The sequence below is a fragment of the Chitinophaga fulva genome (genome assembly GCF_012927205.1).
Taxonomy (GTDB): Bacteria; Bacteroidota; Bacteroidia; order Chitinophagales; family Chitinophagaceae; genus Chitinophaga; species Chitinophaga fulva.
In genome coordinates this window covers 1,320,332-1,338,604 of sequence record NZ_JABBGC010000002.1, presented here as the reverse complement: position 1 = coordinate 1,338,604, position 18,273 = coordinate 1,320,332, and the positions used below count along the sequence as shown (strand labels likewise).

Annotated in this window: 1 protein-coding gene; it reads left to right on the top strand. The window is 54.2% G+C overall.

The genetic code is table 11. The features are described 5' to 3' along the window. Nucleotides 1-6: 6 nt before the first annotated feature. Nucleotides 7-18,261, top strand: coding sequence for a non-ribosomal peptide synthase/polyketide synthase (locus tag HHL17_RS22100; protein WP_169226960.1), 18,255 nt, complete (start codon nucleotides 7-9; stop codon nucleotides 18,259-18,261). The last annotated feature ends 12 nt before the right edge of the window (nucleotides 18,262-18,273 follow it).

Below are 18,273 nucleotides of genomic sequence, written 5' to 3'. Positions count from 1 at the left end.
CCGTTTATGTCAGACTTTAATTTAATTGACATCGTTGACTTGCTGGGAAAGGCCCAGGATTCGGGAATAAAAATATCCTATGACGAAAACGACCTGGTAGTAAAGGTCAACAAGGAACAGAAGATCGACAGTTCCCTGCTGAAGGTGTTGAAGGACAACAAACAACATCTGATTACTTATTTCAGGCAATACCATCAGCGCACGGCAGCAGTAACGGGAACGGCTATTGCGGCGGCCTCCGGTCGCGCTGCTGATACCGTTATACCATTGTCTTTCAGCCAGGAGCGGCTCTGGATCATCGATCAGCTGGAAGGTAGCGTGCAGTATCACCTGTCCGCCGCCCTCCGCATGGAAGGCCCGTTGGACAGTAGCGCGCTGGAGAAAGCCCTGCGTGAAATTGTCAACCGCCATGAAATACTGCGTACCGTTATCCGTACCAGTGAAGATACCGGCCGGCCATCCCAATATGTGATGGAGAAAGACCAATGGGAACTTACTATCACAAACGGCGCCCATTGTCTCCATGACAACGCGGCTTTGCAGGACCTCCTGAAAAATTACATCGCTATTCCCTTCGATCTGGCTAATGATCACCTGTTGCGCGCGCAACTGATCGTCCTGAAAGAAGATACGCATATACTGGCGCTAACGCTGCATCACATCGTTTCTGACGGCTGGTCCACCGGTGTGCTGGTGAGTGAGCTGCAGGCATTGTACGATGCTTACGCCAACGGTTACACGCCACAACTGGCGCCGCTCGAAATTCAATACGCTGATTATGCATTGTGGCAACGCCAGCAGCTGGGCAGCGGCGGATTGCAGCAACAGCTGGACTACTGGAAGAAACAGCTGTCCGGTATTGCTCCGCTGGAATTGCCATTGGATTATCCGCGGCCGGCGGTACAAAGCACCCGCGGCGCCACCATCGATTTTACCATCGAACATACATTGGCCGAAAAGCTGAAGCAGCTGTCGCGGCAGGAAGACGTAACCCTCTTTATGACATTGCTGGCGGCTTTCAAGGTACTCTTGTGCCGGTATAGCGGCCAGGATGATATTGCTGTAGGAAGCCCTGTCTCCGGCAGAACAAGGGCGGAAATGGAAACGCTGATCGGGATGTTTGTGAACACGCTGGCGCTGCGCAGTGACCTGAGCGATCATCCTACTTTCCGTGCGTTGTTGCAACAAATAAAACAGACTACGCTGAGCGCTTATGATCACCAGGAAGTGCCGCTGGAAAAAGTGATCGAAACGGTGGTGAAAGGCCGTGATCCCGGCCGCAGTCCGCTGTTCCAGGTGATGTTTGCGTTACAGAACGCGCCAGTGTCCAAAGCAGATGCACCCGGTAAACTACGGTTGTCTGAGGAAAAAATCATCACCGAAAATGCCAAGTTCGATCTTACCCTGATCATGGAAGAAACGAACGATGGCCTGAAAGGCGGCGTGGAATATTGCGCCGATCTGTTTGATGCATCAACCATTCATCGGATGATCGGGCACCTTCAGCTGCTGTTGAAAAACGTGTTGCAGACACCTGATGTGCCGGTTCACTTGTTACCATTGCTGTCTGCTGAAGAGCGGGAGCAGGCACTCATCACTTTCAACAATACCGCGGTGCCTTATGCGGACGACCAGTCCATTGCAGCTTTGTTCTCCGCGCATGCGCTACAGACACCCGACGCCGTGGCGCTCCTGTATGGTGACGCCGTGATGTCTTACGGAGAACTGGAAACATTGTCTAACCAGCTGGCGCATCACCTGCGTAGCAAGGGTGTGCAGAAAGGCGGTATCGTGCCTGTTTGCACGGAACGCTCCATCGATATGATGGTAGGCATCCTCGCCATACTGAAGGCAGGAGCGGCCTATATGCCTTTGGACCCGGCCTATCCGGCAGAAAGGCTGCGTATTATGCTGGATGAAAGCCGCAGTAATGTATTGTTGACCACGACTGATTTTCACGACCGGTTTATAACGGAAAGGCCGGATAAAGAGTTGGTATTGGTAGATCAGCTGCCGGTGTTACTGGCAAGGCAGCCGGATACCCCGGTTGCTAATCCGCCATCCGCCAATGACCTGGCGTACGTGATGTACACGTCTGGTTCCACCGGTAAACCCAAAGGTGTGCTGGTAACACACCGCAACGTGACAAGCCTGGTGCAGCAGCCGAACTATGTTGCGCTGAATGCGGACACCACCGTGCTTTCAGCCGGATCGCTGGCATTTGACGCTACCACTTTTGAATACTGGGGCGCATTACTACATGGCGGCCGCCTGGCGCTCAGCGTCGGTGACAGCCTGCTCGACAGTGCCGTTTTTAAACAGGAGCTTTACCGCAAGGAGGTAACTACGTTGTTTATTACTACCAGCTGGTTTAATCAGCTGGTGGATACCGATATTACCGTCTTTGGCCGGCTGTCGGCTATTCTCACCGGTGGTGAAAAGATGTCTGAAAAGCATGTGGAGCGCTTCCGGCAGGCATACCCCGACATCAGCATCAGTAACATTTACGGACCTACGGAGAATACGACTTTCTCTTTAAGTTATCATATCAACAGCAAGGGACTTATTCCCAATACACCCATAGGGGTACCGCTCAATAATCGCACGGCCTACGTGCTGGACAGCGCACAGCAATTAGTGCCTGTAGGGGTGTCCGGAGAACTGTATGTGGGCGGTGCCGGCCTGGCCCTCGGTTACCTCGACCGGCCGGAACTGACTGCGGAGAAATTCGTTCCCCATCCTTTCAGCGATAATCCGGAAGAAAAGCTTTATCGTACCGGCGACCGTGCCCGCTGGCAGCCTGATGGCAACATTATGTACCTGGGCCGTATCGATGACCAGGTGAAAATCCGTGGCCACCGCATAGAACCGGGCGAAATAGAAAATATACTGCTGACCTTCCCTGCGGTAGCGCAGGGTGTGGTGGTAGTCAAAACGGACGATAAAGGCACTAAGAGACTGGTGGCCTATGTGGTGCCCGTTGATACGTTGGATAAAGACCAGCTGGTCAGCTATCTGAAGGCGAAATTACCGGAATACATGGTGCCTTCCCAGATTGTGCCCATGGACAAATTCCCGGTCACTGCCAACGGAAAAATCGATAAAAGAGCATTGCCGGAGCCGGCGCTGGAAAGTGCTGCCACTGCCAGCTACGTGGCGCCCCGCAATACCATCGAAGAAGCATTGGCCTCTGTGTGGCAGGAGCTGCTGGGCGTGCAACAGGTAGGGATATACAACAACTTCTTTGAACTCGGTGGGGATTCTATCATCACCATTCAGGCAGTAGGCCGGATACGGCGCGCGGGTTATGAACTGCAGCCGAGAGACATATTTGTGCATCAGCACATCGCCGCGCTGGCCGCTCATATACAAACGAATGCCGGTCGTGCCGCTACAGGCGAACAGGGAACGCTCACCGGCGCCAGCGGACTATTGCCTATTCAGCAATGGTTGTTGAATCTCGACACCGCTGCGGTGAATCATTTTAACCAAAGCGTATTACTGGGAATAGATAAAAAAGTGTCTGCCGAAACGCTCACACCGGCTATACAACAGCTGGTCAGCCATCATGATGCGTTGCGTTTTGTATATCAGCAGCAGGATGGTGTATGGCAACAAGCATATGGTACTTTTGAAGGAGCGGTGGAAGTGGCCGACCTGCGCGGCGTAGCACCGAAGCAACTGCCGGCTGCCGTTACCGCCACTGCCGACCGTTATCAGGCAAGCCTGGACATCAAAAAAGGAACACTGGTAAAAGCAGTGTTGATACTTACACCGGAAACAGAAGCGGCCAACAGGCTGTTTATCGTTGTTCATCACCTGGCCGTAGATGCCGTTTCCTGGCGTATCCTGCTGGAAGACCTGCAACTGTTGCTGCAAGGCCAACAACCGGAGCAGAAAACTTCTTCTTATCGTCAATGGCAACAGGCACTGACAGACTACGGTATGTCGCAACGCGGACTGTCGCAGGTGGCCTACTGGGAGAAGGTGGCACAACAATCACTGACATTAAAAACTGACAAGACGATTACAGGTGCGGTAACGGTGTCGGATGTAGGAAGTTATTCCGCGCAGCTGGGCACAGATGTTACCCGTCAACTGTTGAAAGATACCTCCAAAGCTTATCATACGGAGATCAATGATGTGCTGCTGACGGCCCTGGCACTCACTTTATCAGCATGGAACAACGAGTCCGCCGTCATTATCGGACTGGAAGGCCATGGCAGGGAAGACATCAATAAACAGATTGATACCAGCCGCACGGTAGGATGGTTTACCAACTTGTTCCCCGTATTGCTGGAACCGGGCAACCACCCTCACGCAGGAGAGGCACTGAAGGCTGTTAAAGAACAGCTACGGAGTATCCCTGACAAGGGTTTGGGATATGGTGTCCTGAAATATCTTAATAAAATACCCGCGTTGCAGGGAGCTAATCCGTGGAACGTGGTGTTCAACTATCTCGGTCAGACTGATAACCTGAAGGATGAAGCAGGCCTGTTCACTGGCGCCTCGGAGTCATCCGGCGCAGACACAGCCCCGGCTTTCCCGCTGCAGGAGCTGTTGACCGTGACCGGCCTGGTAAGAGATGGACAGTTGCATCTTGACTGGAACTATAGCACCGGGCATTTTGAGGCGGCCACCATTGCCCGGCTGGCCAAGGAATACCTGTCGCAGCTGGAACAGCTGGTGGCGCATTGCGTAACCGTACAAACGCCGGTGTTCACGCCATCCGACTATGGTCTGGGTGCGTGGGTATCCAACGATGAACTGGACAGTTTCCTCGATGCTGCGCACAACGGCGCGCCCCGGCGCGACCAGGTGGAGAGCCTGTACCGGTTGAGCGGCCTGCAGGAGGGGATGCTCTTCCATAACCTCTATGCAGCAGAAGGCGGTACTTACACCGAGCAGATGACCGTGGATATAGACGACCTGCACGTGGATGCCTTCGTGAAAAGCTGGGACCTGCTGCTGGAGAAACATAGCATCCTGCGCACGGCCTTTTATTACGACCGTTTCAGTATTCCCGTGCAATGTGTTTACAAAAAGGTAAAGCTGCCCGTGGAGATACTGGACTATACCGCTTTTGATGAGGATGAACAAAACAGGTTATACCAGGAGTTGCTGGCGACCGATCTGCGGAAGGGATTTGATTTCACCGAAGCGCCGCTGACGCGCATCACACTGGTACGCCTGCACGAAAACAACTTCCGGATGTTATGGACTTTCCATCACATCCTGCTGGATGGCTGGTCATTGTCTGTCCTGATAGAAGGTTTGCTGGTGGGCTATGATGCCTTGCTTACCGGTAGCACCCTGCCCTCACTGAAAGAAGATCATTTTGAAGAATACATCCGGTACCTGGACCGCCAGGATAAGGCAGAAACGGAACGTTACTGGAAAGGATACCTGCACGAGCTGAATGAAGCCACCCTGTTGCCTTTTATCGGTAATACCACCGCGCGTACCAAAGGCGTAGGAGCTTACCATAACCGGAAACTGGTGCTGGATGCAGCCTTCACGCAGCAGCTGTCCCGCTTTGCACAGCGTCACCATATTACGGTGAATACGCTGATGCAGGGCGTATGGGCGTACCTGTTATATGCCTATACCGGTCACCGCAACGTTGCCTACGGTGTCACCGTTTCCGGGCGCCCGGACAGCCTGGCCAGTGCGGAAAAAGGAGTGGGGCTGTATATTAATACGTTGCCGTTGCATACCGCGGTAGACGAAAGCAGCAACATCATCGACTGGTTAAAACAGATACAGGCCGGTCAGCTGCTTAACAGGGAGCATCAATATAATAACCTGCAGGAGGTCCAACAATGGGCGGGCGTCAACGGAGACCTGTTTGACAGCTCTATCACTTTCCAGAACTACCCGGTAAATGAAGTGGTCAACGCAAAAGAATGGCAACTGAAGGTAAAGTATGTGGAGACACATCCGCATACCAACTATCCGTTGACCATCATCATCAGCATTTCCACAGAAACCAGCCTGGTATTTGCTTACAATACAGCATTGCTGGATGATCATTATCTCGAAGCGATTACCGGGCATTTTAAACAGGTATTACAACAGGTAGCTACCGGTGTAGCGGAAACTATCCAGGACATTGAGCTGCTCACGCCCACAGAAAAACAACAGCTGCTGAATACCGCTACGGTAGCCTATCCGGCGCATACTACCCTCATTGATATATTTGAAGCACAGGCCGACCGTGTGCCGGAACAAACCGCCGTGCGCTGTGAAGAGCTGGTGCTGACCTACAGCCAGCTGGACAAACGGGCCACGCAACTGGCACATTATCTCCGTGGCAAAGGTGTGACGACCGGTTCACTGGTGCCTTTGTACCTGGAACGGTCTGCCGACATCCTGGTCGCATTGCTGGGCATCCTGAAAGCAGGTGGCGCTTATGTGCCCATCGATCCGGATTTCCCGGCAGAAAGGGTCGCCTTTATGCTGGCCGATACAAAGGCCAAGGTAATTGTGACCAATCATGCCTGCGCCGGCAAACTACCATTGGCAGGCCAGGAGGTAATTACGCTCGACGATGACGCTGCGATACTGGACACCATGCCCGCCACACGGATGGCACGGGAATGGATACACGGGCAACCGGTGTACGTGATTTACACTTCCGGCAGTACCGGTAATCCGAAAGGCGTGATCGTTACGCATCAGAACCTGATGGATTATGTATACGGACTGAAACATGCGCTGCCGCTGGAAGAGAGCCGTTCTTTCGGCCTCATGTCCAGCATTGCCACCGACCTGGGCAACACCGTGGTATTTGGTGCGCTGGCCACCGGCGGAGCATTGCATGTTTTCACCAAAGACGCGGTGAATGATGCGGAACGGATCGCTGCCTACTTTGCGGCACATCCGGTGGACTGCATCAAAATAGTGCCTTCCCACTGGAAAGCGTTGTCGTTGCCAGGCAACCTGCTGCTGCCCCGGAAATTGCTCATTTTTGGCGGAGAAGCGCTGGATGCCGGTGTGATAACCACTATTCGGGCATCAGGCAGTAATTGCACTGTAGTGAACCACTACGGCCCAACGGAAACGACTATCGGAAAACTGATACATATTGTTCAACCCGAACGGATATACGAACAACAGGTGCCGATTGGTAAGCCCTTCTCCAATACCCGCATATACGTGGTGTCGCCTGCCGGAAAGCTAAGCCCTGTGGGTGTTTCGGGAGAACTCTACATCGGCGGCGATGGCGTGGCCACCGGCTATCTGAACCAGGAAACGCTGACCAGCGAAAAGTTTGTCGCAGACCGTTTCCTGCCCGGTGTTTCTTCCTTACTGTACCGCACCGGCGACCTGGTGAAATACCTGCCGGATGGCAATATCCTCTTCCTGGGCCGTGCAGACGACCAGGTGAAGATCCGTGGTTACCGGGTGGAATTAGGAGAGATAGAAAATGCGCTCGTTAAGAGCGGTCTCACCGAACAGGCGGTAGTGCTGGCGAAGCCAGACCGCAACGGCGATAAACGTCTCGTCGCTTACATCCTGCGCGGCAGTGGGGTGGACAAAGATGCCTTACTGGCATACGTGAAAAATGAATTGCCAGATCATATGCATCCTGCATTATGGTCGGTAGTAGATAGTTTCCCATTGATGGCCAACGGCAAGGTAGACCGTAAAGCGCTGCCAGACCCTGATGAAACCATCGAAACACAACAGGGATATGTGGCGCCCGAAACGGCCACTGAGAAGAAGCTGGCCGCTATCTGGTCAGTATTGCTGGAGGTAGATGAGGTGGGCCTATACGATGATTTCTTTGCACTGGGAGGACACTCCCTGCTGGCTATCCGCCTGATCTCCGCTATCCGTAAACAAATGGAAGCGGAAGTGACCATCGGTGACGTGTTTGATTATCCTACGGTAGCGGCATTGGCAGGCCAGCTGGCCCAACGGACAACACAGGCGTCCGCCCCGGCCATCGTACGGAAAGAAAGACCGGCCCGCATTCCGCTGTCCTTCAGCCAGGAAAGGCTCTGGTTTATTGACCGTATGGAAGGTAGCGTACATTATCATGTACCGGCAGTACTGCGGCTGAAAGGCGCGCTGGACACCGTGGCGCTGGCCACTGCCCTGAAAACGATCATTGAACGCCATGAAGTGCTTCGTACCGTTATAGAACATGACGGCGCCGAAACCTGGCAAAGGGTATTGGAGGCAGACGGCTGGCAGCTACAGATCATCGCCGGTACAGCCTTCATGGCCGAAACCGCCTTGCAGGACTATATCGCCCGTTTGGTGAATACACCTTTCGATCTCGCTAACGACTATATGCTGCGGGCACACCTGATCGCAAGACAGCAGGAAGAATATGTGCTGGTAGTGACCCAACACCACATTGCGTCTGATGCCTGGTCAAACGGCATCATCGTCAGCGAACTGGTGGAACTGTATGACGCATTGACAACAGGCCGTACGCCATCGTTACCGCAATTGGGCATTCAATACGCCGACTTCGCCATATGGCAGCGGGAATACCTTGCAGGCAGCGTATTGCAGGACAAGGTGGCCTACTGGAGAAATAAACTGTCCGGTACCGCAACGTTGCAGCTGCCGACGGATTTTCCGAGACCGGCCGTACAAAGTACCCGTGGCAGTATGTATTCGTTTAGGTTTGACCATGAGTTGTCGGCCGCATTGCAGGCATTGTCGCAACAGCAGGGCACTACCTTGTTTATGACGCTGCTGGCCGCCTTTAAGGTGTTGTTGTACCGCTACAGCGGACAGGAAGATATCTGCGTGGGCGTACCTATTGCAGGCAGAACGCGGCAGGAAACAGAAGGACTGATCGGCTTCTTCATCAATACACTCGCGTTGCGCACTGATCTGGGCAACGACCCCGCGTTTACCACTTTATTGCAACAGGTGAAGCAGACAACGCTGGGCGCTTATGAGCAGCAGGACGTACCTTTCGAACAGGTGGTAGATGCTGTGGTGAGGGAAAGGGATATCAGCCGTACGCCGCTGTTCCAGGTGATGTTCGTGTTACAGAACGCGCCCGAAGAAGGAGACCTGAAGCTGGGTAAATTAGCGTTGGCGCAACAGGAAAGTGCGCATACCACTTCCCGTTTCGATCTCAGCTGGTCTTTGATAGAAGGGACCGACGGCCTGATGGGCAGTGTCGAATACTGCCTGGACCTGTTCCACGAATCCACGATTCAGCGGATGGTAGCTCATTTTGAACAACTGCTGCGCGCCATCGTGCAGGCGCCGGGCGTTGCGATAGATGAGTTGGCGCTGGTAACATCCGCAGAAACAACACAGCTGTTGCACGCTTTTAATCAAACTACTGTTGCCTATCCGGCTGAAGATACTATGCTGTCATTGTTTGCAGCACAGGTGGCCATGCGGCCGAATGCTACCGCGCTGGCATCTGCTGCCGCTGCTGTGACTTATAAAACGCTGGACGAAAGGGCTGACCAGCTGGCGCGTTACCTGCTGGGCCAGGGCGTAAAAGCAGGAGATCGCGTACCGGTATGCCTGGAACGCTCGCCTGACATCGTGATGGCGATGCTGGCCATCATGAGAACTGGTGCGGCTTATGTGCCGGTGGACCCGGCTTATCCGTTGGACCGTATCCGTTATATGTTGCGCGATAGTGGCGCCACTGTGATGATCACGGATAGCCAGAGTAACGATAGTTTACCGGAGATCGATCAGCTCACCGTCATCCGGCTGGATGTGGACCGGGAGACGATCAACCGCTATAAATCTATTGCCAGGCTGCCGGAAGTAACGGCAGGCCATGTGGCTTACCTGATCTATACCTCCGGGTCTACTGGTCAACCGAAAGGCGTCATGGTGCCGCATCGTGGTTTAAGTAACCTGGTACACTGGCACCAGGAAGCTTTCCGTGTCAATGCCCACAGCAGGGCCACGGCTGTTTCCGGTGTAGGCTTCGACGCTTTCGGCTGGGAAGTATGGCCTTACCTGGCGGCGGGCGCTTATGTATACCTGCCCGACAATGATACCCGTGTGCTCATGCCTTCGCTGATAGCATTGCATCGGCAGCAGGGCTTCACCCATGCCTTTATCTCCACTGCGCAGGTACAGGAGTTTATCCGCGCGGCAGCAGACAAAATCCTGCCGTTGCAATACCTGCTGACCGGCGGTGATCAGCTGCCGGCAACAGATATAAGTGGTCTGTCCTATAAAATCATTAACAACTACGGCCCTACGGAGAACAGCGTAGTGGCCACCTGGTATGAACTGACAGCTGCGGACAAAGACCGCGCGCCGGTGATTGGCTGTCCGGTCAGCAATACCAGGGTGTACATCCTTAACCGTCGTGAAAAACTGTGCCCGGCTGGTATCGCCGGTGAAATATGCCTCTCCGGCGATAGCCTGGCATTGGGTTACCTGGGCCGCCCCGATCTCACACAGGAGAAATTTGTGCCTGATCCATTCCATGCCGGCTCACAGCTGTACAAAACGGGAGACCTCGGCCGGTGGTTGCCCGATGGCACCATTGAGTACCTTGGCCGCCTTGATGAACAGGTGAAAGTACGTGGTTATCGTATTGAGCTGGGCGAGATCGAAAGTGCGCTCGCTGCCAGCGGGCAGGTACAGCAGGCCGTTGTTGTGGCCCGCAAAGACCATGAAGGCAACCGTCAGCTGGTGGCTTATGTAGTACCAGCCGGTGATTATCAGAAGGCAGATACCGTTGCCTTCCTGAAACAGCGGTTGCCGGACTATATGGTGCCAGCGCTGTGGGTAACGCTGGAAAAGCTGCCCTTGACCGCCAACGGTAAGATTGATAAAAATGCTTTACCGGTACCGGATATGAACAGTATCCTGGTCAATGTATACGTAGCGCCCCGCAATGCTACGGAAGAAACACTGGCAGCTATCTGGCAGGAAGTATTGGGCAGACAACAGACAGGCATATATGATAATTTCTTTGAATGCGGCGGTAACTCCCTGCAGGTGGTACGCGTCATCGCGCTGGTAAGAAGCCGTTTGCAGGTGGAAGTGCCTATCCGGACAGTGTTTGCGCATCCTACCGTAGCGCAGCTGGCCACCTGGCTGGCCACAACGGCCGGGGTACAACCCGCCGCGCCGGCACTGACGGCGCAGGCCAGAGGCCCGCGGATTCCATTGTCCTTCAGCCAGGAACGGCTGTGGTTCATACATCAGCTGGAAGGCAGCGTTCAATACCATATCCCGCAGCTGTTGCTGCTTAATGGCGACCTGAACGTAGTCGCGTTGGAACGCAGCCTGCAAACGCTTGTCAACCGCCATGAAGTGCTCCGGTCTGTGATGAAGGAAGATGATGGAAATGTGTACCAGGAAATACAGCCCACAGATACCTGGACGCTGGACGTGATAGATAACGTAGATGAATATACGAACGAAGCAACTCGCGAAGCTTATCTCGGTGAGCTGGTACGTACCCCGTTTGACCTGTCGCGCGATCACCTGCTGCGGGCGCATCTGCTGCGTATAGACCATCAAAAACATTTGCTGGTGCTGGTCATTCACCACATCGCTGCCGATGGCTGGTCCATGGGTATTGCTACCAGTGAGGTAATGGCGCTGTACAATGCCTTTGCAGGCGGCGGAGAAGCGCAGCTGCCGGAGCTGCCGTTGCAATATGCGGACTTTGCGATCTGGCAACGGGCACAGCTTTCCGCAGAGGTGCTGGACCGCAAACTGACCTGGTGGAAAAACAAAATGAACGATGTGGCGCCGCTGGAACTGCCGACGGATTTTACGCCACCATCTACCATCAGTATGAAGGGCGCGAGAATAGGCGTTAGCTTGTCTCCATCCCTCGGTCGGCAGTTGCAGCAACTGGCGTTGCAACAAGATGCTACGCTCTACATGGTATTGCTCTCCGCCTTTAAAGTGCTGTTGCACCGTTACAGCGGACAAGATGATATCAGCGTAGGTACTTCCGCCGCTGGCAGAACACAACAGGAAACACAAAACCTGATCGGATTTTTCATCAATACGCTGGCGCTGCGCAGTGACCTGGGCAACAACCCGGCCTTTACCGAGCTGCTGCAGCAGGTAAAACAAACCACCCTCGATGCCTTCGATCACCAGGAAGTGCCGTTTGAAAAAATAGTGGAAGCCGTGGTAAAAGACCGCGACCCCAACAGAAGACCGTTGTTCCAGGTGATGTTTGTGATGGACAATACACCGTCCTCACCGGACTTCCATCTGCATAACCTGACGTTGGCGCCGGAAGAAATCACCCACACGACTGCACGCTTTAACATCATTCTCTCCATGACGGAAGACAGTGATGGGCACCTGTATGCAGCCGTGGAATATGCGATGGACCTTTTCCGGGAAGATACCATCCGGCAAATGCTGGCCCACTTTGAGACATTGTTGGAAGCAGTGGTGGCCGCACCGCAGCAGAAGATCGATCAACTGGCATTGCTGACCGGTGAAGAACAGCAACAACAACTGGCTGCATTGAGCCAGGCTGTCGGCTACCCACGGCAGCAGACATTCCTGCATTGGTTTGAAGCGGCTGCCCGCCATCATGCCGGCAGCAATGCGCTCGCCTTTGAAGGGCAGCTGCTGACCTGGAAAGCACTGGACCAACGTTCTGCTTCGCTGGCGCATTACCTGCGCAGCAAAGGGGTCGGGGCCAATGTGCTGGTACCGGTATGCGTGGACCGTTCGCTGGACATGCTGGTGGCCGTGATGGGCATCCTGCGTGCCGGCGGCGCCTACGTGCCCGTGGAACCGGACTTCCCGGCAGAAAGGATCAAATACATGTTGCAGGATACCAGGGCTACCGTGATGGTAAGCCTCGGCCAGCATCGTGATATTATACCAGCGGTAGAAGGACTGGAGGTCATCTTCCTCGATGAACAGCAAAGTATCATCAACGGCTATACGACAACAGACCAGCTGGAGCTGCCTGCGCCGTCTGCAATCGCTTATGTGATCTACACCTCCGGCAGTACGGGCACACCCAAAGGCGTGAAAGTAACGCATCACAACCTGGCGGACTATATCGCCGGCTTAAGAGCACACCTGCCGATAGATGAATGTCATTCATTCGGCCTGCTGTCCAGCATTGCTACGGACCTTGGCAATACAGTGCTCTTCGCGGCGTTGTCTATCGGCGCTACCCTGCACCTGTTCTCCAAAGACACCATCAACGATGCGCAGAAAGTGCTGTCTTATTTTGAAAGACATGAGATAGATTGTATCAAGATAGTACCCTCACACTGGAAGGCGCTGTCAGAACCGGAACAGCTGCTGCTGCCGGCGAAGCTGTTGATCTTCGGTGGCGAAGCGCTGGAAAACAGCGTGGTGAAAGCTATCCGTGCCGCCAACGCAGAATGTGTGGTGGTGAACCACTATGGGCCAACGGAGACCACCATCGGTAAGTTGTTGCATATCGTGAACGCACAGACGGAATACGGCGCCTTTATCCCTGTCGGGAAACCGTTCTCCAATACCCGCGCCTATGTGCTTAACCCGGAAAAACAGCTATGCCCTGTGGGCGTTCCGGGTGAACTGTATATTGGCGGTGAAGGCGTGGCGGCAGGTTATCTGCATAATGACGCGCTGACAGCCGACCGGTTTGTGGCAGATCCTTTTACAACAAACCCCGCAGATTGGCTGTACCGCACCGGCGACCGCGTGAAGCTCCTGCCGGACGACAATATTCTCTTCCTCGGACGTATAGACGATCAGGTGAAAATACGTGGCTACCGCGTAGAGCCTGGCGAAATCGGCAGGGTACTGGAACAGTGCCCCGGCGTGATACAGGCAGTGGTGATTGCCCGCGAAGACAACACCGGCAACAAACGGTTGCTGGGATATGTAGTGCCGGCAAACGACTTCGATGCAGCAGCGGTGCTCGACCAGCTGCGTACGCAACTGCCCGATTACATGGTGCCTGCAATGATTACGCCACTGGATGTCTTCCCCATGCTGGCCAACGGTAAAATTGATAAACGTGCCTTGCCTGATCCGGAGAAGGTACAGGCAGATACGGCCGAATTTGCAGCGCCGGTAACAGCGGTGCAACTGGGACTGGCAGCCATCTGGGAAAAACTGCTGGAAGTAGAACAGGTAGGGCTGCATGACGATTTCTTCGCCCTCGGCGGACATTCGTTATTGGCCATCCGCCTGATCTCCGCCATCAGGAAACAATTGCAGCTGGAAGTGACCATCGGAGATGTATTTGATCATCCTACCATCGGAGGACTGGCCACGCTGCTGGAATCCCGTAAAGGAACAGTACAGGCACCAGACCTCCAACGGAAAGAAAGACCGGCCAACATCCCGCTGTCCTTCAGCCAGGAAAGGCTGTGGTTCATTGATCAGGTGGAAGGCAGTCTGCATTATCACCTGCCTACGGTGTTGCGCCTGAAAGGGCCGTTGGACAGCGAAGCGCTGGCCCGTGCCGCGCAAGCTATCATCAATCGTCATGAAGTGCTGCGTACCGTGATCAGCTCCAGCGACGGCCAGTCCTGGCAACGGATCATGCCGCAGGACAGCTGGCGCATGGAGATATATGAAGAACCTTCATTTAGGAACGATACAACCGCCCTGCACGCCTTTGTAGAAGAGCTGATCACCCAACCTTTTGATCTGTCGGCTGATCATATGCTCCGCGTACAACTGATTGTGCTGGGCAGGGAAGAACATATACTGGTGGCCACCTTGCATCACATTGCTTCTGATGGCTGGTCTACCGGTGTGCTGGTAAAAGAACTGGCTGCTTTTTATGAAGCCTATGCCGCCGGCCGTGAGCCGGAATTGGCGCCGCTGGAACTCCAGTATGCTGATTATGCCATCTGGCAACGGGAACATCTCTCCGGTGAGGCGCTGGCCAAACAGCTGGGCTACTGGGAACAGAAGCTGTCCGGCGTAGCAGCGTTGCAGTTACCACTGGATTACCCCCGTAGTGCGGTGCAAAGCAACCGTGGTGCTACCACTACGTTTATACTGGACCGTGAGTTGTCGGACAAGCTGCATGCGCTGGCCAAACAGGAAGGCGCCACCATCTTCATGACATTGCTGGCCGCCTTCCAGGTATTACTGTATCGCTACAGTGGCCAGGACGACATCTGCGTGGGCAGCCCTATTGCAGGTCGTACGCGGCAGGAGCTGGAAAGCCTGATCGGGTTCTTCATCAATACCTTGTCGCTGCGCGCCGATATGAGCGCCAACCCTTCGTTCGCCACCCTGCTGCAACAGGTGAAACAAACCACCCTCGAAGCTTACGCACACCAGGAGGTGCCTTTTGAAAAAATAGTGGAAGTGGTGGCCAAAGACAGGGACCTTAGCCGCAACCCCATCTTCCAGGTGGCACTGGTGTTACAGAACCTGCCCGATGTACCGGAACTGAAGCTCGGTGAACTGGTGATGACAGAAGAAGGAGCAGAGCATACCACGGCTAAACTGGACCTGACCGTACTGTTCCGCGAAGGGCCCGAAGGACTGGGCGCCAGCGTGGAATACTGCGCGGACCTTTTCGATGCCAGCACCATAGAGCGGATGATCTCGCAGTTTAAACGCTTACTGGGAGCCATCGTAGAGGCGCCGCAGACACCGGTGGCAGCATTGCCGCTGCTGGACGCAGCAGACGAAAAAATGCTGCTGGAAGACTTTAATGATACAGCGGTAGCTTATCCGGAAGACCAGACCATCGTGCAGCTGTTTGCCGCACAGGCACGCCAACGGCCCAACGACGTGGCGGTGTTGTTCAGGGAAGAAAAGATCACCTATCGGGAACTGGATGAATGGTCCGACAGGCTGGCGCTTTATCTGCAACAGCAGGGCGTGAAGGAAGAAATGATGGTACCGGTATGTATCCCGCGCTCACCGGAAATGATGGTGGCCATCCTCGCTATCCTGAAGGCTGGTGGTGCTTATGTGCCGCTGGACCCGGATTATCCGGCAGAAAGAATTTCCTTCATGCTGGAGGAAAGTAATAGTCATATATCCCTCACCGTTAGTCCGTATGTTCCACGGCTGACAGCAGAAAGGCCGGAAATGACCCATCTCTGCATCGGTGAATTATACAAGATACTGCCTGCCTACAAGGAAGGCGCTGTTCAAAACAAGCTGGAAGCGGGCAGCCTCGCTTATGTGATGTACACCTCCGGTTCTACCGGTAAGCCGAAAGGCGTGCTGGTGACGCATCGCAATGTGACCAGCCTCGTGATGCAGCCCAACTATGTGTCGCTGCAACCAACGGACGCGATCCTGTCGGCCGGTTCATTGTCCTTCGATGCTACCACCTTTGAATACTGGGGCGCACTGCTCAACGGCGGCCGGCTGGTGCTCAGTCCTGAAAACAACCTGCTGGATACGGAAGTGCTGAAACAGGAGCTGTATGGAAAAGAGGTAACGGTACTGTTTATCACTACCGGATGGTTCAACCAGCTGGTTGATACAGATGTGAGCGTCTTCGCCCATCTGCAGGCTATCCTCACCGGTGGTGAGAAAATGTCGGAGAAACATGTGGTGCGTTTCAGGACAGCTTATCCGGACATTAAGATCAGTAACATCTACGGACCTACGGAGAACACCACTTTCTCGCTGAGTTATCCTATTCATGAAAAAGGGCTTACGGTCAATACGCCTATTGGTATGCCGCTGAATAACCGTACCGCCTATATCCTGGACGCTGCGTTGCAGCTGGTGCCGGTAGGCGTAGCCGGAGAACTGTATGTAGGCGGTGATGGGGTGGCGCGTGGTTATCTCAACAGGGAGGAACTGACGGCTGAACGTTTCATTGCACATCCATACGGCAAAAGACCAGGCGATCGTCTCTATAAAACCGGTGACATGGCCCGCTGGCGCGCCGATGGTGCCGTGGAATACCTCGGTCGCCAGGATGACCAGGTGAAGGTCCGTGGTTTCCGCATTGAGCTGGGAGAAGTAGAAAGCGTGCTGCTGCAATATCCGCAGGTGAGTCAAACGGTGGTCATCGCGAAAGCAGGAGAGAACGGCAACAAACGCCTGCTGGGATACATTGTGCCCAAAGGCGATTTCGAAAAGGATAAACTGGTGGCATGGCTGAGAGAACGCCTGCCGGATTATATGGTGCCTTCTTACCTGATACCGCTGGAGAAACTGCCTATGACGGCCAACGGTAAGGTGGATAAAAAAGCGCTGCCAGACCCCGATACCATCATCCACTCCGGTAATGCGTACGTAGCGCCTGCAACGCCAACGGAAAAAGCGCTGGCGGCCTTCTGGACAGAACAGCTGGAGATGGAAAAGGTGAGTATCCATGATAACTATTTCGAAGCAGGTGGTAACTCGTTGTTGGCCATCCACCTGATTGCTGTTATCCGTAAACAGCTGGCCGGGGAAATCTCTATCAGCGATATCTTCGATTATCCGACTATCGCGGAACTGGCGAACGTGCTGGACCAGCGCGCTATGGCCAGAGTCAATGCTGCAGGACAGATCGGCGGCTTCGATGGCAATCCGCATATTCTGCCGCTGAACAAAGGTTCGCAGGCTTCACCGCTCTTTTTCCTGCCTGGTGGTAACGGTATCTGTGAAGGCTATACGGTATTGGGCGCCGAGCTGGAAGATGTTGGCGCGCTCTATGGCCTGCAAATGATGGGCATCTTCGAAGGCGAAAAACCGCTGGACAATGTGCCTGCCATCGCTACCCAAAACATCGCGTGGATGAAGACTGTGCAACCGGCAGGCCCTTACCGGCTTATCGGGCACTCGCTCGGTGGACAGGTGGCCTACGAAATGACACGGCAGCTGGAACAGCTGGGAGAGAAGGTGGAAGCGCTCTTCATCCTGGACACACATGTAGCGCCTGCACGCAGTGTGCTGGACAATGACACGCTCTATAACTCCCTGCTGGAAGCCTTCGAAGTATATAAGATCGCTGTGAAGCCATACCCGGAATGGGTGAAAGCCCTGAAACCAGCCATAGAAGGGCTGGAGCCTAAAGCGGTCATTCCATTCGTGCTCGAATACCTGAAAGAACATGTGCCCGAAGAAAAAGAACACCTTGGCTTCGTGATGCGCATGTTCGATATGGCCACTCATAGCCTGTTTATGCAATATACCGTCGCTGGTCAGGCAGATACGGCCCTGACAGTCATCCGCGCAGAAGAGAGAAACGTCACCGATAACGATGACAGCCTGGGATGGGCGCCGTTTGGTACCCGCTCCACAGCGCTGCGAGCGCCCGGTGATCACATCTCCATGACCAAAGAGACGGGAGCGGCTACTGTAGCGATACACATTAAGACACAATTAAATCATATCTAAAACCCAAACCCA

Bases quoted from the DNA above. Each gene is read 5' to 3' on its own strand.
- HHL17_RS22100 (WP_169226960.1), top strand. From the start codon at position 7: ATGTCAGACTTTAATTTAATTGACATCGTTGACTTGCTGGGAAAGGCC.